The 16771-nt window shown below is 31.4% G+C and carries 32 protein-coding genes; 13 read left to right on the top strand and 19 right to left on the bottom strand.

The genetic code is table 11. The features are described from left to right. The first annotated feature begins 24 nt into the window (after positions 1-24). From SIB53_RS09115 to SIB53_RS09130, 4 genes are all read left to right on the top strand, one after another. Positions 25-153 (top strand): hypothetical protein, encoded by a 129-nt coding sequence (locus SIB53_RS09115; protein WP_413677906.1) that lies wholly within the window; start codon positions 25-27, stop codon positions 151-153. A gap of 59 nt (positions 154-212) precedes the next feature. Then, a complete protein-coding gene (locus SIB53_RS09120; RefSeq protein ID WP_413677907.1) occupies positions 213-458 on the top strand; it encodes a hypothetical protein in 246 nt (81 codons plus the stop codon). Positions 459-564: 106 nt separating this feature from the next. Next, the gene (locus SIB53_RS09125) at positions 565-693 is read left to right on the top strand and encodes a hypothetical protein (protein WP_413677908.1); all 129 of its coding nucleotides are present in this window, start codon (positions 565-567) and stop codon (positions 691-693) included. A 23-nt stretch (positions 694-716) separates the two neighbouring features. Next, positions 717-1070 carry a hypothetical protein gene (locus tag SIB53_RS09130; RefSeq protein WP_413677909.1) on the top strand — a complete coding sequence of 118 codons (354 nt, stop codon included), beginning with the start codon at positions 717-719 and terminating at the stop codon, positions 1068-1070. A gap of 51 nt (positions 1071-1121) precedes the next feature. Here SIB53_RS09130 and SIB53_RS09135 read toward each other — a convergent pair whose 3' ends face one another. The 3 genes from SIB53_RS09135 to SIB53_RS09145 form a co-directional block, all read right to left on the bottom strand. After that, positions 1122-1670 (bottom strand): GIY-YIG nuclease family protein, encoded by a 549-nt coding sequence (locus SIB53_RS09135; protein WP_413677910.1) that lies wholly within the window; start codon positions 1668-1670, stop codon positions 1122-1124. 40 nt (positions 1671-1710) lie between these two features. Further along, on the bottom strand, positions 1711-3003 hold the full coding sequence (locus SIB53_RS09140) for a DUF2130 domain-containing protein (protein WP_413677911.1): 1293 nt from the start codon (positions 3001-3003) through the stop codon (positions 1711-1713). 146 nt (positions 3004-3149) lie between these two features. Beyond that, positions 3150-3383 (bottom strand): hypothetical protein, encoded by a 234-nt coding sequence (locus tag SIB53_RS09145; protein WP_413677912.1) that lies wholly within the window; start codon positions 3381-3383, stop codon positions 3150-3152. 691 nt (positions 3384-4074) lie between these two features. Between SIB53_RS09145 and SIB53_RS09150 the strand changes: the two genes are divergently transcribed. Beyond that, positions 4075-4476 carry a DCC1-like thiol-disulfide oxidoreductase family protein gene (locus SIB53_RS09150; protein ID WP_413677913.1) on the top strand — a complete coding sequence of 134 codons (402 nt, stop codon included), beginning with the start codon at positions 4075-4077 and terminating at the stop codon, positions 4474-4476. A gap of 521 nt (positions 4477-4997) precedes the next feature. On the opposite strand, the gene SIB53_RS09155 is transcribed toward SIB53_RS09150, so the two are convergent. The 5 genes from SIB53_RS09155 to SIB53_RS09175 form a co-directional block, all read right to left on the bottom strand. Next, positions 4998-5213, bottom strand: a complete 216-nt coding sequence (locus tag SIB53_RS09155; protein WP_413677914.1) for a hypothetical protein — start codon at positions 5211-5213, stop codon at positions 4998-5000. A gap of 538 nt (positions 5214-5751) precedes the next feature. Then, on the bottom strand, positions 5752-6108 hold the full coding sequence (locus tag SIB53_RS09160; protein ID WP_011293945.1) for an AbrB family transcriptional regulator: 357 nt from the start codon (positions 6106-6108) through the stop codon (positions 5752-5754). 640 nt (positions 6109-6748) lie between these two features. Next, complete coding sequence (locus SIB53_RS09165; protein WP_413677915.1) at positions 6749-6994, bottom strand: hypothetical protein; 246 nt, start codon at positions 6992-6994, stop codon at positions 6749-6751. A 157-nt stretch (positions 6995-7151) separates the two neighbouring features. After that, positions 7152-7337, bottom strand: coding sequence for a hypothetical protein (locus SIB53_RS09170; RefSeq protein ID WP_413677916.1), 186 nt, complete (start codon positions 7335-7337; stop codon positions 7152-7154). 140 nt (positions 7338-7477) lie between these two features. Continuing rightward, positions 7478-8107 (bottom strand): NAD-dependent DNA ligase, encoded by a 630-nt coding sequence (locus SIB53_RS09175; protein WP_413677917.1) that lies wholly within the window; start codon positions 8105-8107, stop codon positions 7478-7480. Positions 8108-8478: 371 nt separating this feature from the next. Here SIB53_RS09175 and SIB53_RS09180 point away from each other — a divergent pair, with 371 nt between their 5' ends. The 3 genes from SIB53_RS09180 (at position 8479) to SIB53_RS09190 (ending at position 9297) form a co-directional block, all read left to right on the top strand. Then, positions 8479-8733, top strand: coding sequence for a hypothetical protein (locus SIB53_RS09180; protein WP_413677918.1), 255 nt, complete (start codon positions 8479-8481; stop codon positions 8731-8733). A gap of 67 nt (positions 8734-8800) precedes the next feature. Further along, positions 8801-9055 carry a hypothetical protein gene (locus SIB53_RS09185; RefSeq protein WP_413677919.1) on the top strand — a complete coding sequence of 85 codons (255 nt, stop codon included), beginning with the start codon at positions 8801-8803 and terminating at the stop codon, positions 9053-9055. A 41-nt stretch (positions 9056-9096) separates the two neighbouring features. Then, positions 9097-9297, top strand: a complete 201-nt coding sequence (locus tag SIB53_RS09190; protein WP_413677920.1) for a hypothetical protein — start codon at positions 9097-9099, stop codon at positions 9295-9297. 710 nt (positions 9298-10007) lie between these two features. Here SIB53_RS09190 and SIB53_RS09195 read toward each other — a convergent pair. From SIB53_RS09195 to SIB53_RS09230, 8 genes are all read right to left on the bottom strand, one after another. Continuing rightward, positions 10008-10127: a chlorophyll a/b-binding protein gene (locus SIB53_RS09195; protein WP_413677921.1), complete on the bottom strand. Its 120-nt coding sequence runs from the start codon at positions 10125-10127 to the stop codon at positions 10008-10010. Then, entirely contained in the window at positions 10127-10276 is a 150-nt protein-coding gene (locus SIB53_RS09200) for a high light inducible protein (protein WP_413677922.1), read from the bottom strand. Before SIB53_RS09200 ends, SIB53_RS09195 begins: the two co-directional genes overlap by 1 nt. After that, positions 10276-10422: a high light inducible protein gene (locus SIB53_RS09205; RefSeq protein ID WP_011294648.1), complete on the bottom strand. Its 147-nt coding sequence runs from the start codon at positions 10420-10422 to the stop codon at positions 10276-10278. The genes SIB53_RS09200 and SIB53_RS09205 overlap by 1 nt, the downstream gene beginning before the upstream one ends. Beyond that, positions 10422-10541 (bottom strand): high light inducible protein, encoded by a 120-nt coding sequence (locus SIB53_RS09210; protein WP_011294968.1) that lies wholly within the window; start codon positions 10539-10541, stop codon positions 10422-10424. Before SIB53_RS09210 ends, SIB53_RS09205 begins: the two co-directional genes overlap by 1 nt. A gap of 21 nt (positions 10542-10562) precedes the next feature. Next, positions 10563-10670, bottom strand: a complete 108-nt coding sequence (locus SIB53_RS09215) for a high light inducible protein (protein ID WP_011125327.1) — start codon at positions 10668-10670, stop codon at positions 10563-10565. Between the two features lie 256 nt (positions 10671-10926). Then, the gene (locus SIB53_RS09220; RefSeq protein ID WP_413677923.1) at positions 10927-11199 is read right to left on the bottom strand and encodes a DUF4090 family protein; all 273 of its coding nucleotides are present in this window, start codon (positions 11197-11199) and stop codon (positions 10927-10929) included. A gap of 88 nt (positions 11200-11287) precedes the next feature. Then, positions 11288-11920, bottom strand: coding sequence for a DUF938 domain-containing protein (locus SIB53_RS09225; protein ID WP_413677924.1), 633 nt, complete (start codon positions 11918-11920; stop codon positions 11288-11290). Beyond that, positions 11908-12183 (bottom strand): hypothetical protein, encoded by a 276-nt coding sequence (locus tag SIB53_RS09230; RefSeq protein ID WP_413677925.1) that lies wholly within the window; start codon positions 12181-12183, stop codon positions 11908-11910. The genes SIB53_RS09225 and SIB53_RS09230 overlap by 13 nt, the downstream gene beginning before the upstream one ends. A 90-nt stretch (positions 12184-12273) precedes the next feature. Between SIB53_RS09230 and SIB53_RS09235 the strand changes: the two genes are divergently transcribed. Together SIB53_RS09235 and SIB53_RS09240 are read left to right on the top strand one after the other, a co-directional pair. Continuing rightward, the gene (locus SIB53_RS09235; RefSeq protein WP_413677926.1) at positions 12274-12960 is read left to right on the top strand and encodes a hypothetical protein; all 687 of its coding nucleotides are present in this window, start codon (positions 12274-12276) and stop codon (positions 12958-12960) included. Between the two features lie 375 nt (positions 12961-13335). Continuing rightward, a complete protein-coding gene (locus tag SIB53_RS09240) occupies positions 13336-13659 on the top strand; it encodes a hypothetical protein (RefSeq protein WP_413677927.1) in 324 nt (107 codons plus the stop codon). 52 nt (positions 13660-13711) lie between these two features. Here the strand turns inward: SIB53_RS09240 and SIB53_RS09245 are convergent, their stop codons facing one another. Continuing rightward, on the bottom strand, positions 13712-13852 hold the full coding sequence (locus SIB53_RS09245) for a hypothetical protein (RefSeq protein WP_413677928.1): 141 nt from the start codon (positions 13850-13852) through the stop codon (positions 13712-13714). Between the two features lie 325 nt (positions 13853-14177). On the opposite strand from SIB53_RS09245, the gene SIB53_RS09250 reads away from it, so the two are divergent. Beyond that, positions 14178-14471 carry an MTH1187 family thiamine-binding protein gene (locus SIB53_RS09250; protein ID WP_413677929.1) on the top strand — a complete coding sequence of 98 codons (294 nt, stop codon included), beginning with the start codon at positions 14178-14180 and terminating at the stop codon, positions 14469-14471. Between the two features lie 232 nt (positions 14472-14703). Beyond that, positions 14704-14841: a hypothetical protein gene (locus SIB53_RS09255; RefSeq protein ID WP_413677930.1), complete on the top strand. Its 138-nt coding sequence runs from the start codon at positions 14704-14706 to the stop codon at positions 14839-14841. A 37-nt stretch (positions 14842-14878) separates the two neighbouring features. Here SIB53_RS09255 and SIB53_RS09260 read toward each other — a convergent pair whose 3' ends face one another. Together SIB53_RS09260 and SIB53_RS09265 are read right to left on the bottom strand one after the other, a co-directional pair. Next, positions 14879-15049, bottom strand: coding sequence for a hypothetical protein (locus tag SIB53_RS09260; protein ID WP_413677931.1), 171 nt, complete (start codon positions 15047-15049; stop codon positions 14879-14881). A gap of 262 nt (positions 15050-15311) precedes the next feature. Beyond that, positions 15312-15485 (bottom strand): hypothetical protein, encoded by a 174-nt coding sequence (locus SIB53_RS09265; protein WP_413677932.1) that lies wholly within the window; start codon positions 15483-15485, stop codon positions 15312-15314. Between the two features lie 999 nt (positions 15486-16484). On the opposite strand from SIB53_RS09265, the gene SIB53_RS09270 reads away from it, so the two are divergent. Continuing rightward, positions 16485-16754, top strand: a complete 270-nt coding sequence (locus tag SIB53_RS09270; RefSeq protein WP_413677933.1) for a hypothetical protein — start codon at positions 16485-16487, stop codon at positions 16752-16754. Positions 16755-16771 lie beyond the last annotated feature (17 nt).

Genomic DNA, 16771 nt, shown 5'->3' on the forward strand with positions numbered 1-16771 from the left:
TATAAATAAACTTTAACAAAAGAGATGGGTTCTGAAAATCAATCATGGAAAGTATGGATTTTTGTTTTTTGCCTCAACTTAGTTGCTATTGGAGGTGCTTTCTACCTTAAATCAATTGGAATTGACCTTTATGCCTTCAGGGGAACTTCTTGATTTTAGGCATGAATGCTTTTAACAATACAAAATTCAAATTTAATATGAATTGAGATAAAATGGAAAAAGAAACCCAATGGAAAAAAGCATTAGATAATTTATTAATTTATAATCTTTATATTTTAATATTAGGTTCTTTATTTCTAGCTTTTAGTTTTGTATTAAGTATTAATGGTAATTCCTATTTTGATATTTTATTTCAAAAGCTCTGGTATCCATTATTTATTCCATCATTAAGTTTATTCTTTACAGCAATATTGGTTGAAGCTGTAATAAATTCTCTATTTGATCGTAAAAATAAATAAACTCATGAAAGGTTATGCTTTCAACAATTATGACCAATCAATTGTTTTTAAAAACAAATGGCATAAAATAAAAAAAATTTAAACAAAAATGAGATTTAAAATTTGTATGATTAATGAGCAGGGCAATTTCTATGAACAGACTGTTATTGCTAATAATGAAGAGGACGCAAAAAGGAATGTAATAGGTTTTAATCCCAATTCAGAAGTATTAGAAGCTAAATGGGTCTATAAATAATTTTTAATCAAAAAAACAACAAAATGGAAGAACTTACCTATAAGGATCTAAGCAACAAAGAACTAGATACCCTTAAAGATATGTACATATCAAGTCGAGTTAACTCTATGAGCGAAAGTGATCTAAGGGAATTTGTTAAGGAAATCATTATCGATCAAATCAAAGGAACTGTAGGTAATGCTGAAGAGAAGGAAGCATGGGATGAAATAAAAGATCATTTCTCAGATGACTTAAGTAAAAAGATTATTGAAGTGAGAGAAAAATGCAATAAAAATCCTAAAGTAGAACAAAAAAGTCAAGAAGAAATTGAATTTGATAGAAGACTTGGTCTTCTAAAGCAACAACAAGAAGATGAGTCAAGCAAAGACATGTGGTAAGTTTAAAGTTAATAAAATATTGTAAGCTTTATAAATATCACTTATAATAATTCAATTTTGATAGAAACAGAAAGCAGCAAGCCTAAATAAGAAAGAAAACAAAATAAATATACTTAATCTTGAGAATCTAAATTTTAATTCATTCCAAAAACTTAAATATTTACCTGAATGAAAGAATAAGGAAATAAAGGCGATTACAAATGAAATCCTCTCAATCCAAAAAAGTGACTTAAATATAGCCATATTTAAGTCATTAATAAATAAAGACATAACTACTAATATAAGTAAGAATAGAAATAACAAGAATAATATTGATTTTAGAAAAATACCTAAAGTTAAACTTATAGGATAATTAAGTATGGAAATTCTTTGTTTTATCTCCTTAAGATGAGAATTTTCTAATCTAAAATACTCCGTTTGAGGAATTCTGAACTTTTTATAGCGATTATGTAACTCTCTCTCTAATTTTACAAATTCAATAGTATACAATTTAGCTACAACATTATCTGGCTTAAGTTGTCTCATCCTATTCTCAAAGTTTTTTGTTATTCCAATCTTATATAAATCTCTATTCTTTATTATGTAAAGCCAACCACTCATATAAATTTAAACTAGTACTTATTCAAGATTAACAAGTTATTTATGCTGCCTCATTTTTTCTCATGGAGTTAAATTTTTCTCTCATTGTAGGATTATTTCTAGTCAATCTTTTAACCGAAACTTCTTGAGCTTTATCATTAGCTAATCTAAGATTTCTATCAGCACCAAGTAAAGCATCTTTGGTTTTTTGCAAGTGATTAATGGATTTATCAATCTCCATTATTGCTGTCTCAAAACGTTTTGAAGCTAGCGCATAATTTTTACCAAAAGAATCCTTAAATAGTTCAAGGCTATTTTCAAAATTTGTGATATCAATATTTTGCTCTTTAATAGCTGCTAGTTCTGATTTATACTCAAGCGCCTTAAGGGAAGCATTCCTTAATAAAGAAATTATTGGTAAAAAACATTGCGGACGAACAACATACATTTTTGGATACCTATATGAAAAGTCAACAATACCAGCATTAAATAAGTCATTATCAGATTCTAATAAAGAAACCAATACAGCATATTCGCAATTTTTTTCTATACGATCTTTATTTAACTCTTTAAGAAAGTCCTCATTCTTCTTCTTGCTAGAAGTGCCATCAATTTCGTTTTTCATCTCAAACATAATAGATACTATTTCGTTACCTGCACTATCACAGTCACGGAAAATATAATCACCTTTACTACCAAAACTAGCATCATTATCTTTATCAAAATATGCATTAGGAAACGCGGTAGCCCTTAATCGATTAAATTCATTTTCGCAATGTTGCTCAAGTGACTCACCAACCATTTTGGTGGACAATTTTATTTTCATATCACGGAGTCTCTCAATTAAATCATCTCTATCTTTTAACTGAATCTCATATCTCATTTTTATAGATTTTTCAGATAATTCCTTTTGCAGTTCAATTTTATCTAGGTTATTCTTCAGCTTTTCATACCCTTCTTTTAATTGAGTAATTGCGTCAGATACTGCAAGTTTTTTATCAAATTCATTCTTTTCTCTTGTTTTTTCCAATAAATACTCAAGTGAAGCTCTCTCTTTTTCGAATGTATGCTTAATCTTGTTCACGGCCATAGTTTTTTCAGCCTGGGCAGCAATCAATTGAGACTGAAGGCCTTGCATTTTTTTTTCGTTTACAAATGCTGCTTCTTGCATTTGTAAACGAAAATTTTGAATAGCAAGATCAACGGATTTTTGTTTATCCCTTTCAAGAAGTTCAATGCTTTTCTTCATTTCATCCTCAAACTCCTGATCTCTCACCTGCTTAATAATATTTGAATAACTATCTTCATCAATACTGAACCTACTACCACATTCAGGACATTTAATTTCATTCATACCTGAGTTAAAGAGAGAGACATACTATTTTCTCTTTTTATCTGGTTTCGCTCTTACAAGCAAGAATTATGTTAAACCCAAAAACCAGTTATCAAAAAGGATGATGTTAAGACTCGATAGTGAGAGAAATCAGCAATCGTATTTGATTATTCTTTTGTTCTTGGATAGATCCCAGATAAATCACCTTTATTTGCCTTAATAGCCGAAGATTTCCATTTGTACCATTTTTTATTTCTTGAATAGTCTTCCTCCTCCCAAATCTGATTTTGAAATATCAAGATTCCACAAAGTATAAAAAAAATGAGGGCACCCAAAAAGAAATGCCAATCAAACATTAATGAAGCATTTGAATAACGAACATAGGCAACGATTCTCATCATAATGTCCGATAGGAACGAATCCGTTCCAAAAATGAACTTGATAAATACTAAAGTACTTTCAGGATAAGTGAGGTTTTTTTACCAACACTAAATTAAAAGGTTAAAGATGAATGAGTTATTCTATAATTATCAACTATTAGAAAAATCTGATTTTATTTAGCAATAATTTTTACTACATAATATATATTTATATACAAAATAAAATATGCTCAAGGAGTATTGAATACAACAAATGTCATTACTGAACTTTGCTCTTGCTCACTCAGAGCTAGGTATAAGCCATTTCACAACAGATTTAATCCTTGTTCTTTCATTCGCAATAGTAACAGCACTTCCTATGTCCTTATTACGGCCCCAGATACAAGAAGAGAATGTAAAGAGCAACGTTTTCAAAAGCTAAAGCTAAGAATCAAATGGTTAATAGATATGAATAAGTTATAAACTAAAAAGCACAAGTTAATATTAATCAATATATAAATCATACGTTAACAGACAAATTTTTAGTTTTTTTATATTTTCTAACATCTATCAATAACAGTAACACATTAAATTTATATTGTGACATAGGACAAAATATCTGAATAAAAATATGTTTACTGCTTGTTTTTTATGATTCATACCAATTTTTTTTATCCTTTTTGACGCGTTTTCAGACTAAGTGTATGTACAATACATAAACAGATAAACAATCATGTCAGATAAAAGTTTATTTATATATGATGGTGAATGTCCTTTTTGCAATCACTTTGCACAATTAATTGAATTAAAAAGCAATCTTCCTGAATTCGAAATATTAGATGGAAGAAAAAATCTATCCCTATTAACTCAACTCTATAAACAAGGATATGATTTGAATAAAGGAGCAATTCTTATTAGTGATAAAAATATCATGCATGGAGCAGATGCAATTAATTGGATTTGCTCTCAGATCAAGGAGCCAAGTGACACACTGTTAGAAGTACTCAGGATTATTTTCACCTCTAATAAGATGACTAAATTTTTTTTCCCATTCCTATTATGGGGAAGAAGATTATCACTGACATTAAAAGGAAAGGTATGGCATCCAGTTGGCGAAAATAATCAATTTTTCTAAATTTCATACAAACTGGATTCATAATTCTAAGTTCAGAAATATTAAAACGTTAATTGTTTGATATTAAGCTCAAATGCCACAAAGGCTTAACTTTTATATTAATAACCAATAGGACCAATAAGAATAAAAAATTATATTTATAAATTCAAAGCTATCAAGTGATTATTCTAGTAATAAAATTAATTTTTACTTTAGCCAAGTCTTCTCCCGAAAATATTTGTGAATTTCTCAAACACTGTCCGCTTTATATTCCATTTGTAACATCAGTTGATGAGAGGATAGATCCAAGACCTAGGACGAGTTTAAATATGTAAAATAAGATTTTAGATATCTAAACTAAATATGCTTATTGAAATCCTTGGGAGTAGCAGTTCATTACTAGTAATTCTTTTGATTGGATTGTCAATATATTTTGGAATCCAAGCTAAAACAAGAAATATAAAATGATGCTTAGATATTTGAATAATTACGAAGGAATCTAATCAACAAGTATCGAGCCCAATAATAATTTAAAGGATAACTTATTCAAATAGATGGTTTTTAACTTCCTCAAGAGTAAGAGCCCTCTCACGCTCAATACTTGAAATAGGTATCCAACTCCAATTCAAGAAAAGAGTAAGCATTACAGCAACAAAAATTGACAACGGTAAAACAAGCTCAATAAAAAAATGTCGAACGAGATAAACCATTAAGTCTGAAGTTTTAGTTACAATTTCGTTATAAAGCGGATCAAACAAAAATTAAAGATACGTACATGGTCATAAGGATAACGAAATTAGATACCAGAATGTGAATAAAACTAAATAGAGACAAGATAAGAAAGAGTGTAAACTTGATCAAAATAATGGGCCCTGTCAAGACAAGAGAAGTCTGAACAAGGGTTTATCTCAAATAAAAACGTTCATGAGTAATAAAGATCTTAGATTTTGACATGACGAAAAGCATCAAAGGAAAAAAATATCATACTTAAAATTCAGATGAGCAAGAATCATGAAAAGACAAAAAAAGATTTAAATAAAAATGGTATATGCAATTATATTTCAGAAAAAAACCGCAATTTAGATATAAGTCAAAAAAAAAGAGGTGTAAAAAGGAAGAATCCTTTAAGTACAAAACGGAAAAAGCTGTATAAAAGAGAAGAAAGATCTCTCTAGGTAAATAAAATATAGATGAGTAATCAGACAAATTTAACTAGAAAATTAAGCAAATAAAAAAGCCGAGAGGCAGATATGCTTCTCGGCTAAATCTAAATGTTTTGATTCAGTTTTTTAAAGATTAACCTTCTCCTTCTGGAACCAATCGGAATCCTTTACGTCCCATTTTAATCTCAAAATTATCACCAGGCTTGAGATCTAAAAGAGCTGTATAGGCCTTTCCTATCAATAGGTTTCCATTTCCTTGGACAGTTGCCACATAACTAAGCTTTCTACCACCTTTACCAATACCACCAGCACTTTCAGCTGCTAGGTTTACACCTTTAGCTTCTAGAAGTGCTTCATAAAAAGCAGTATAGTTAAGACGTTCTCCGCCTCCCTTCTTGGTGGAAACATATCCACAAGCTTTAACAAGATCAGATTTTGAGACATCTCCCAAGTCTTTGACCTTGGCTAATAAATCCTTACCAGTGAGCATGATAAATAAATGGTTGTACTTATAATACTAACTTATAATTAACAAACTTACAATATTTACATTAGTCCTAGACATTAAAGCTAAAAATAATGGGAACATAACCTTCTAGATTAAACTCAGGAATTCAAGGTTATACGGAAAATTATTCATGGTTAAGACAATTGATTTATAGGAAAGTTCCTTTTTGGCGTGTTGTAAAATAAATGATTCCAAAGATCATTTAGCTATAAGGAAACGCTCAATCGCAAGCAATAGCAGGATATATTTATAAAATAAGGAAAAATCTATGCCTCCTTATAGACTGCTAAGAGCAAATTGAAAAGTTCATATAATCAAATCGTTCAATATATAAAGCTTTAGTTTTGAATATTTGTTAATGCGTGAATCAGAAAAAATTACTTATTACAACAAATAATGAATATCTCTTAAAATCGCTCTGATTTGTACTGCATCTATATACATCCTTTAGCATTTACTGGATTATTAGGAATTCTATTGAATTCCTAGTATCAACAAGAAATATTTACTTTGAACCTTACCTTTAGATTTATTATTCTTATCAAATCAGACTAAGAGCTATAGAACGTAATTTCTTAAAAATGGATGGAAATCAAAACTTCTAGAAATAAATGCCCAAACATTATTGGATATTCGACTTGAATTTGGGTTCAAATACAGCACCATTACATATCATCACTGATAAAACTTCCTTACTATCATCATTCATTTTCATAACAGCTTTGACTTGACTCAATGTCTCCGATGTTTTTCTTAAGCAATGATTCCAGCTTGAGGCTTGCCTAGAAATAGGAAATAATTGAAGAGATATTGTAGTAAAACCTACAGCCAGAAGTCCTAAATTAATTTTAGAGATAAAATTATTCATTTTTCCAAGAAATACAATCGATAAGTTCTATTCAAACAGATTAGGGAATACCCCTACTTACTATTTCCAAATAAAAAAATTTGTCAGATTAATGGATAAAACAAAATAAAAAGAACACCACCAATGAAAATCAAAGATATTGCAAATAAGGTACATATTAGGGATTTGAATTTGAATAATCCCACTTACCAATAGCAAATTCAAGAAATCGATCAACATCATCATTAGGGCAGCCGGTCTTACTTTTTAACTCCTTGCATGCGAATGAAATTTTTTCAAAACAAAGCTTGACATCCGCATTTGTCTCTATTGCTTCAAACATTTGCTTGTCAGTAAAGGTCATATTAAGAATAGGAGGCCTTCTATAAAGAATATTTTATTGAGCTTATTTAGCAATCTAACCAAGGTAACTGAATCGAGACTAGTAAAAAAGAACAAGAAGCATGTTCAAATCTACGATCAAAATAATTAATCAATCATTTATCAAGTTAAAGCCAAAGCCCAATTAGGAGACGAAGGACTAACACCCAAAAAATTCTTGGTCAAAGAGGAATTGCATTTAGCGACGATTCCATTGGTAGGAAGGTTTGAAAACAATTCATTCTTCATCCATTGAGAATGCCATCTTTTGACCTGCATAGGATCATCAGTTCTTAGAGTTATAGGAACCTCGAATCCCCAGTTTTGAAGTTGGGTCAAATCTGACAATTCATCACTTGTTGAGCAAAAAATTTGGAATGCTTTAAATAAAAGAGAGGTACTATTGTCAATTTGCGAGAATGAGCTTGAGAGCAATTGCTCAAGTGAAATCTTTGAATTAGAGAAAGGTGTATATAAAACTCCCTCCAACTCAACTTCAACTTTAAGAGAGTCATCAATACTCAAAGGAATAGCATTAATATTCCTAATATTTTCAATAATCTCACTATCCTCTCGAGAATAGGCATGTACTAATTGTCCATATTTATATCTAAGTCCTATTGCGCACCCATCGATTTTAGGCTGCACAACTATAGTCGATCCCTCTGGTAACTTTGCCCACCAGTTAGAGAAAGAATCCTTATCAAGTCCAAGTAATCTCATATATATATCATTAGAAAAATGTCGAGCCAAGTTGCTTCAATAACTTCTTTTCTTAAGAAATCAAAGAAATAAAAAAGAGTTAATCATATATCAACATGAAAAATGCGATAAGTGAAATGCAAAAGCAATCAATATAAATTACCAATAATGTGGAGAATTTCCTAAGAAGAAATTAAAGTGACGTATCATTAAATTTAATAGATGAATTAAAATGCTTCCATCGGGTTGGACAAGAGAATAATTTTGTATGGGTAGATATTTTTTCAAATATTGCAGACAATACAATGATTTTAGAAATTGAAAAAATCATCATCTAAGAGATATTCTTTGAGCAAAAACAGTATTTATTCTCATGTCTACAAGGTTTTTATACCATAAATTAAAAAAATAAATATTAAAACATGACCATACAAGAGAAATATCCGGAGAATATCCCATGGGATTTAACAACTATCGATCAAAGTCAATACAAATCAATTCAATGGATGCTATCCAAGGCAGACAGCGTTTATACATTCACAAGGAGTCGTATAGACAATAATTATGTATACATACAAAAAAATGATGGTAAAAGAAAGGCATTTAAAGAGTATGAAGCTAGGTTTACTTACCAAAGGTTGTTTGATGAGGGATATTCATTGGCTGCCTTTTCCTGATTAAGAAACTAATTCTTGACGTTGAAGAGCATAAGTGTAGGCTTAAATATATAGACACTTTTAATACATGCCAAGGGTAAAAAGAGAAAAGTATCCAGAGAAGGCCCCATGGGATTTAGGACCATTATCTGAACATAAGAATCAAGAAAATTGGAGACTAGTAAGAGGATCTGAAATTGTCATTTTTGCTAGAAAAGGAGAAGACAACCACTTTTTTATCATGCAAAGAGACGACAAAGAACCAATTGAGATCCTTGCGTTTCAAGCAAGACTCACATATCAACAACTTTTAGATAAAGGTTTCAAACTTGAAGTTTCATAAATTTTCCTTAGAAAAATATTAAAAAAAAATTTTTAACGATCATGACTGAGTTAGAGGAACTAGAAGATATAGTCGGAAGTTTAGAAAGCATAGAGCCATTCGGAATAGAACCAGACTTCAGTTCACTAGGTCTAGAACCAGCGGAAGTATTAGGATTTCAAACAGAAGAAGAATTAGAAAATGCTATTAAGCTACTAACAATGGAAGTGAACCTTTCTAATTTTCTATTGTTTGATAATTAATAAATAAAAAACTTTCAAAGATTAATTAAAGTCAGGATAGATAATTTAAAATTGACAAAAATTTTAGAGCCTTATTTCTTCTATAAGATCAGTCTCAGATTCAACTACTGGATCAGACAAAAAAGACCACAAGAATAGAATAGTGATAGGGCAGAATAAGACACCTAAAAAAGGAGAAAGAAATTTTAAATATTTTATATTTTGGTCCACATCAAAAAAATTTCAAATCTATACTAACTTGATTCTAATAAAAAATAGGTAAAGGGTATGGTCTTAAAAAGCTATTAAGTAGAATAATAATTATTAATGAAGCTAACACTTTAAATATTTCAAATCAGATGGGAATCTGAACAAGAATGATCAAACAGAATAAAAAATTTTAGAGAAGATAATAGTTAATCTTAGGGTTAAATAAAGCTAAAAAAGTGAGACAAGAAATTCAAGACCGCTTTTGCTGGAGTTTGTCAAAACATTGCTTGCACATAATCAAGCCTTTTCTTCGCCACAAAGTTTCGAATGATTTTTTTTTGCATAACTGACAATGAACCAATTGTGTCTCCATTGCCAGATCTTATCAATACTTATGCCCAATCAGTATCTTCTAAGAGAGAAGAATAATCTGAGCAATCAAAGAAAGTATCTTCATTAAGTAGATCGTCTACTTCTGCACGAACCCAATAACTTAAAGACATTTTAATAATAAAATAAGTTTAAACGAAACCTGGAATGATCCAGCCTGTGAATCCATAGTTAACTACAGCGGCAAGAAGGCCCATCATCGCAAGACGACCATTCATTATTTCAGCCGTCTTCCAGTAATTTTTTTCCATTAAACAAATCCTGGAATAATTTGACCTGTTGTTGCATATGCACCAACAAGAGCAATACATCCAAACAATGCTGCATAGCCGTTAAGCCTTTCTGCAGTTAACTTTTCAGGATCAATGTTTCTATTGCCATTGTTGTTTTGAGTAGTCATTACACAACACCTGGAATGATTTGACCGGTTGTTAGATATGCACCAATTAGTGCCCAGCATCCAACAAATGCTGCGTAGCCATTGAGTCTTTCAGCAATTACTTTGCCTTCTTCTACTCTTGGAGTTTCAGTGGTTTGGTTTTTCATTAAACGACACCTGGGATAAGTTGACCGGTTGTTAGGTAGATACCTGTTAGTAGAACGAATGCCATCATGGCTGGTCTGCCGATGCTTCTTTCTAGAATTGTTTTGTTAGATGGTTGCATTGTTATGAATAGTTATTTGGTTTAGAAAATTCCAGGAATGATTTGACCTGTTGTTGCGTATGCACCGAAGGCTGCAACGAAGCCAAGCATTGCTGCCCAACCGTTAAACTTTTCTGCTTCTGGAGTCATGATGAAATCAGAGATGTGTATGTAAATAAATGTAAACCAATTGTTAAAATACGTAAAGCTCAGAAAGTACGGCTTGCCTCATGGATGTGAAATTCAGAAGCAACAGATACAAAAAGTCTTGATGATACAGTCAATTTGACTACATAAATGGGAAAACAAGCTATAAAATTTTTCTCTTAAAAGAGGAATTGACTAATGAAAAAAGTGTGACACTAATGTCAACTAACATATTAGGTTTATTTGCTGCTATCAGATCTCAGTTATAAAAAAAGTCAATTTCTTTAGCTTTTAATCCATCCCAACCAGCATCAATTAATCGTCTATTTAGTGTGTCTTGTTCAAAATGTTTGGATCCAGTTTTAACAATACGGTTTCGCATTGATTTCTTAACTCCACTTCTTTTACGCGCATTTTCTTTATCCATGACATCCCTGTAGAGGGTTAGCATTTTTGATGGAATAGGACTTCCATCTAGATCTAATCCAGCTTGGATAGCTTTATCAATTGCATCTGGGCCAGAAAACTCCACAAGAAAAAAGCGTAGTGAACTTATTTTCCTATCGCATCTACCGAATTTGTGGAATTCTTATTAGAAAGAAGAAAAGTTGTGTGCAATTTTACTTTAAGCGATAAATAACTGAAAGATTATTGGCTGGCATATCGATGACGCTATCAAGTTTAAATCCATTTTCAAATGCAATGTCGTTAACGTTTTTTATGCTGCGAAGCCCCCAGAGTGGGTTTTGTAATTTTAAGGATTGATCAAAAATCAGGTTACCTTCGGAGGTTTGTACTTTTTCTTGTAAAAAGGGTCCATAGAGCATCAAAAAATTATTCTGATCTAAATAATATTTTGATTCTTCAAATAAAGCTTTAGTACAAGTCCATGGGGAGATATGAATCATGTTGATACATACAACTCCTTTAATCAAAGATCTAAGCTGTTTAGTTATTGGCCAAGGACGCATCTCCACATCAAGATCAAGCGGTTCAGGCATTTTTGAATAAAGGCCCTCATGCTTAATCCATGAATTAATACTTTTTCTGTGTACTAATTCAGGATCGCTAGTTTGCCAGACAATTGATGGGAATTTTTTTTGAAAGAAAACTCCGTGTTCTCCACTACCACTAGCTATTTCTAAAAACAAACTATTGGGAGAAATATAATTACTTAAGACTTCGCCAATGAAATCACGATTCCTTTTCGTTGCAGGAAAATTAAGTCGATTGTCTGGATTTATATCTTCCATGTTTTATAAGTAGTTAATAGGACTAATGATTCAGAATTTTTTGGTCGTTTTTCCTTAGTAAAATCCGCAATAATAAAAATAATCATTGTTAATAAAGGAGCTAAAAAAGCTAATGCGGCAACTACTCCAATAATTCGTCTTGAATTTAGTGAGGTTTTTTTTATTAATGGGTCCCCGCACAGACCACAAATCAAAACACCATTACTACTAGTCTTATGAAATTGATAACGAGAAGAGCAAAAAGGGCAATAATATTGGCTCATTTCTGCTCTTACAATAAATAATATCTATCTATATTAAATATGCCTACCATTATAAAAAGCAAACGAATCAGATAAATGTAGGACTGAGAAATGAAAGAAGACAATAAGGTATTAAATCATCTTGTAAGGAATCTTGAGAGAATATCTCAAGAAAATTCTATCTTTAATGACAAATCTGGAAGAAAAGCCTTCTTATCATTAGGAAAAGGAAATGTTGATGAATGGTTGGAGACATTTCTCCCGAATACAAGGATAATTTTAGAACCAAGAATAATTGGATCAATCATTGGCATTCAATATATCAATGGAGAATTTAACAAGGCCATAAATAAAAATATTCAAGACATTACAGAAGCTGTAAGGTCTCTAAAAAGTATTCCTAAAAGGCTACCGATTATAAACAGAATAGAAATACAAGGAATTCTTTACGACGATGAAAATATTTCGAATAAAAATATTGAACCTGAATTTATAGAAAATCAAAATTTTAAATCACATTCTAAAAAATATCAATTCTGCGCTATTCAAATATGTCATTGCAATATTAACCATTTTCAATCACTTCAAGAGTTAAAACATCTAAATTTTGAAATTCCTCAAACTCAATTTACAAACTTCATTTCAGATATCGAAATCTATCATCAATGTTGGAGAGAGGGTAAGTTATTTACAAGCTATCCAACAAATGGACTAGTATTGAAAATCAATTCAAGAAAATTGCAAAAGTATCTTGGTGAAAATAAGCTATCAATACCTTGGGCATACGCCATAAATTAATGATTATTGCCATAACGCAAAAAGCATCACAAGTCATGGGAGGAGTAGAGATCCTTTCCCCGATGGGATTAATCATCATAACCATAGGAATACTATTTACAATAGGCGTACCACTAATAATGATTTTAAGAGGAAAGAAAGATTAAGTTATTTCCACTGACGATTTCATCTATAAATAAAATTGTGAGTAACTAAACAATCACCTACAAAATTGGGATTTAGATTAAACTCGTAAAAAGCAAAATTTAATGCAAGAAAGATATGAATAAAGGTATTAAAATTCTAATTCCTAATATCAACAACTTATTTAAGTCTATACAACCAAGGAGATTTAATTTCATTTTGGTATTGCTATCAGGATTACTCTTAGTACCATTGCAGAAAACTAGATCGGAAGAAATTTTTCTAAAATGTGTTGGTAAATATGAAATAAATAGAGGTGCTCTAATAAAACCAGATTGGGAAACGAGCTATTTAACAATTAATCTAGATGGATTTATATCTACTATTGACGATAAAGGAATAAAAAAAGAAGGAAGGACTTTGATCAGACGTAATTCATACACAATTACGCAAAGAGATAATAGAAACAGCGTTGAGAAGATCTACAAAATTAATGGGAAATATGGTACCTACTCAGTTGCATCCCCTCAAAGGAATAGAACTTTGATAGGTACTTGTCAAAAAGGTAGAGGTTAAGAAGGTTGATTTACAAAATATAAAATACTACTTAAATTTTTTTCTAAATCGATTATTTATCACTTCCTTTACTTTGATCAAGACCTTGAGCTCTGCGATTTTTGGCAATACCTCCAACCCCAAGCACTAAAAAAATCATATAGAAAAATAAAGTAGAAATAATTGTAATGATTGCAATCGTGGCAAAATTCATTAAAAAATATTGAATTGATTTCCAATCTTAATCTAACCGGAAGTAAAAACACAATCACTTAAGTGAAAACAACGGTAACACCACTCATCAATATTGCAAAGGTAATAATAAGAAAAGGTAGAACCTGAATTTGATTGTTATCCATAAATATCAATATTTTTTATACCGTAATTAAATCACAAAAGAGACGAGATGAATAACTGAGTAAAAACATTAGTAATAACCGACCTACCGTATTTTTTGGTCTAAAGCTATTGGTTAAGAAGACTTTAAGTACAAAAATTAGTAGCTAGAATTTAAAGAATGCTATCAATCTTAAGTTGATATGTGGGTAAGCATAGATCTTTGCTTAGTACCAATAGGGGTAAGTGTCTCATTATCTCCATACATAAAGGCGTGCTTATCAATTATTGAGGAACATAAGCTCGAGTATGAACTGGGTCCAAATGGAACTGCAATTGAAGGGGAGTGGGATCAAGTTTTTGAATGCCTAAAGAAATGTCATGAGGCAGTTCATAGAAAAGGTGCTCCACGTATTTACACAACATTAAAAGTAAATACACGTACAGATAAGAAACAATCTTTTAAAGAAAAAGTTCAAAGCGTAAGAGGCTCATAGCACAAGAATTTACAAGCAATAAGCAATAAGCAAAAGTTTAAAACCCTAAAACAAAAGAAAGATCCCAACAATTACCCATGCATACTCAAAGAAGTACTGATATAAAAAGGATAACAGCACGGTGATTAATGACTATCTTTGCTCGTCTAAGCAGATCAGAAGTTATTCACGGAAGAGCAGCTATGTTTATCGTTGCTATCTGGTTATTCGCAAACTATCTAATTCGTTAAGAATGGCTAACCCTATTAAAGCTTGGTTTTTTGAATTAATCGAAGATGCGATAGGCAGTAAAGCTATGAAGCAATTTAAGAAAGAAGAAGAGAAAAAAAAAAGGAACCCAGAATCAAATGACGAACCCAAACAAAATTAGATGTTAATGACTCCTAATTATTTAGCTAACTTAAGAATCAGTCCCATTCAGCCGCAACGGCTCTTAAACCACTAGCAATGATCTCGTTGGGGCAATTAGTATCTTCCTTTAAGGCCTTAGCTGCAAGATGAACCTTCTCCCAAAAAACTGACACTGCCCCTGTTCTTTGATCATCAGAGAATTTAAACTCCTCAAAAGCTTTTGGCATTTTTCTATTTTTTTTAGTTCTAGCAATAAATTCATTCTTCAACTTTTATTTTCACAGGTTCAATGTAATTATCTTTTTTGTTGTCTAAAAATAGTTTTCTTGAAATAAAAAATGTCAAAGTCGCTAAAAATATAAAGCTAATACTCTGAACAAAATCTATATAGGTTGCCAAAAAAGGATTCATTTGAAGGTAGATTTTTTCAAATTTAGAGGAAAAAATTCAAATGACAAATACAAAAGAACAAAAGAAATAAACAGTAACTTAATAATCTGTTGATGCAAAATAACTATCACCCAATAAGGTACCAGTACCTAAATAAAAAACATTATCCAAATTAGATAGCAACTCTTTTAATTCTTCACCACTGATTCTTTTAATTTCTTGGTAAGTTTCTTTAGACATCGAAAAAAATAAATCAGATGCAAATTTAACCACTCCTAATCAGCCTCAAAGACCGTAAAGACCGGTAGGGATTTTTACCTTTCGGTATACTTCAATATAAAAAATGAAAATATTAAGATTTCCTGCATAAATATTACTAATCATTGCCACAAACAAAATTATAATGCCTACAAGGAATAGATGTTAGTAATTCTTCTTACACGGCTGACAGTGGTTTGTTCTTATATTTTTTGAACTTCTCAGGACAACCTTCTTTTTATACTGAGCTTTAGAAGGTTGTTTCTTTGAATAAAAAACGTCAGTGCTCCTCCCCAGAAGCCAATCAATTGATGACCAGTGCAATTGATTGCCTGACGTACACTTATCCTAGATTTTCCTTTTCATCAATAGTTCTGTAGGACCGTACGTATTTGGCAGGGAAACCGTAGAAAGAATAATCTCTTTTAATTAGACATTTAAAAAGGGCCTCAGGGAGGCCCTTTTCCTTTACCGATTCTTTGGAAGCTTCTGGATATTGGTGGCCTGGGGCCAAGTGTCTAGTAGAAAGGCTTTTTACTCCGTTAGGGCACCTAAACGATGCAGAGGAGTTTCGACTGAATTGACGCACCTATATCATTGATCCTTGTCGCATCAGACGAATAGCCCACTTATTCATTGAGAATGTTGGAGCAGGAACCAGAATTCAGTTCGCTTCTCTTAAATACTCAGGTGGAGTGTCGACCATTAATGGTGCCTCTTAACTCAACACACGTATCTTTGCTCTATTCGCACCTCAACGCAATCAGCCTTAATGCCCATTGCTTTTCCACTACACCTGATCAAAAATAGTAAGTTTGGGTACAAAACATTCATCTCTAATCAAACCATCAATATGTCGAGAGAACAAGCAAGTAAGCAAGAGAACATTGAAATATAAAAAAAATGGTGCAGTCGTCTGTACTGCAAAACCTAGTCTCTGGGCTTGAGGATCCACATTGCTTAGGTATAAATAAAGAATGAAATCAAAAGATTAGTCTAAATTAAATCTGAACAATGATTAGAAATCTGTTTTTCTTAGTTCTCGGAGCATTTAGCGGTCTTTGGTTTATATGGCCTCAAATCATTACAACCAAAGGATGGGAATGCACAAAAGATGTTATTGCATCTTCTAATGAAGATTTAACAGATATTGAATCATTAGTTGAATCGTTGCCAAACAGAATCAAATTAGGCTTGGCTGTTTCCCCTAAAACATTGCTAAAGAGAGAGAACCTTACTCGTATCGAGAAGCTCAGAATTGTTGGAGATGCTTGCTTTAGATAAATTAAAAACCTCAAGGA

The sequence above is a fragment of the Prochlorococcus sp. MIT 0916 genome, assembly GCF_047305155.1.
In the GTDB taxonomy this organism is placed as follows: Bacteria; Cyanobacteriota; Cyanobacteriia; order PCC-6307; family Cyanobiaceae; genus Prochlorococcus_B.

Bases quoted from the DNA above. Each gene is read 5' to 3' on its own strand.
- SIB53_RS09185 (WP_413677919.1), top strand. From the start codon at position 8,801: ATGCCAAGGGTAAAAAGAGAAAAGTATCCAGAGAAGGCCCCATGGGAT.
- SIB53_RS09245 (WP_413677928.1), bottom strand. From the start codon at position 13,852: ATGAATTTTGCCACGATTGCAATCATTACAATTATTTCTACTTTATTT.
- SIB53_RS09210 (WP_011294968.1), bottom strand. From the start codon at position 10,541: ATGCAACCATCTAACAAAACAATTCTAGAAAGAAGCATCGGCAGACCA.
- SIB53_RS09170 (WP_413677916.1), bottom strand. From the start codon at position 7,337: ATGACCTTTACTGACAAGCAAATGTTTGAAGCAATAGAGACAAATGCG.
- SIB53_RS09120 (WP_413677907.1), top strand. From the start codon at position 213: ATGGAAAAAGAAACCCAATGGAAAAAAGCATTAGATAATTTATTAATT.
- SIB53_RS09190 (WP_413677920.1), top strand. From the start codon at position 9,097: ATGACTGAGTTAGAGGAACTAGAAGATATAGTCGGAAGTTTAGAAAGC.
- SIB53_RS09225 (WP_413677924.1), bottom strand. From the start codon at position 11,920: ATGGAAGATATAAATCCAGACAATCGACTTAATTTTCCTGCAACGAAA.
- SIB53_RS09150 (WP_413677913.1), top strand. From the start codon at position 4,075: ATGTCAGATAAAAGTTTATTTATATATGATGGTGAATGTCCTTTTTGC.
- SIB53_RS09140 (WP_413677911.1), bottom strand. From the start codon at position 3,003: ATGAATGAAATTAAATGTCCTGAATGTGGTAGTAGGTTCAGTATTGAT.
- SIB53_RS09135 (WP_413677910.1), bottom strand. From the start codon at position 1,670: ATGAGTGGTTGGCTTTACATAATAAAGAATAGAGATTTATATAAGATT.
- SIB53_RS09200 (WP_413677922.1), bottom strand. From the start codon at position 10,276: ATGACTACTCAAAACAACAATGGCAATAGAAACATTGATCCTGAAAAG.
- SIB53_RS09255 (WP_413677930.1), top strand. From the start codon at position 14,704: ATGGCTAACCCTATTAAAGCTTGGTTTTTTGAATTAATCGAAGATGCG.
- SIB53_RS09215 (WP_011125327.1), bottom strand. From the start codon at position 10,670: ATGACTCCAGAAGCAGAAAAGTTTAACGGTTGGGCAGCAATGCTTGGC.
- SIB53_RS09250 (WP_413677929.1), top strand. From the start codon at position 14,178: ATGTGGGTAAGCATAGATCTTTGCTTAGTACCAATAGGGGTAAGTGTC.
- SIB53_RS09145 (WP_413677912.1), bottom strand. From the start codon at position 3,383: ATGATGAGAATCGTTGCCTATGTTCGTTATTCAAATGCTTCATTAATG.
- SIB53_RS09235 (WP_413677926.1), top strand. From the start codon at position 12,274: ATGAAAGAAGACAATAAGGTATTAAATCATCTTGTAAGGAATCTTGAG.
- SIB53_RS09130 (WP_413677909.1), top strand. From the start codon at position 717: ATGGAAGAACTTACCTATAAGGATCTAAGCAACAAAGAACTAGATACC.
- SIB53_RS09205 (WP_011294648.1), bottom strand. From the start codon at position 10,422: ATGAAAAACCAAACCACTGAAACTCCAAGAGTAGAAGAAGGCAAAGTA.
- SIB53_RS09165 (WP_413677915.1), bottom strand. From the start codon at position 6,994: ATGAATAATTTTATCTCTAAAATTAATTTAGGACTTCTGGCTGTAGGT.
- SIB53_RS09270 (WP_413677933.1), top strand. From the start codon at position 16,485: ATGATTAGAAATCTGTTTTTCTTAGTTCTCGGAGCATTTAGCGGTCTT.
- SIB53_RS09230 (WP_413677925.1), bottom strand. From the start codon at position 12,183: ATGAGCCAATATTATTGCCCTTTTTGCTCTTCTCGTTATCAATTTCAT.
- SIB53_RS09180 (WP_413677918.1), top strand. From the start codon at position 8,479: ATGACCATACAAGAGAAATATCCGGAGAATATCCCATGGGATTTAACA.
- SIB53_RS09160 (WP_011293945.1), bottom strand. From the start codon at position 6,108: ATGCTCACTGGTAAGGATTTATTAGCCAAGGTCAAAGACTTGGGAGAT.
- SIB53_RS09125 (WP_413677908.1), top strand. From the start codon at position 565: ATGATTAATGAGCAGGGCAATTTCTATGAACAGACTGTTATTGCTAAT.
- SIB53_RS09115 (WP_413677906.1), top strand. From the start codon at position 25: ATGGGTTCTGAAAATCAATCATGGAAAGTATGGATTTTTGTTTTTTGC.
- SIB53_RS09260 (WP_413677931.1), bottom strand. From the start codon at position 15,049: ATGCCAAAAGCTTTTGAGGAGTTTAAATTCTCTGATGATCAAAGAACA.
- SIB53_RS09195 (WP_413677921.1), bottom strand. From the start codon at position 10,127: ATGGAAAAAAATTACTGGAAGACGGCTGAAATAATGAATGGTCGTCTT.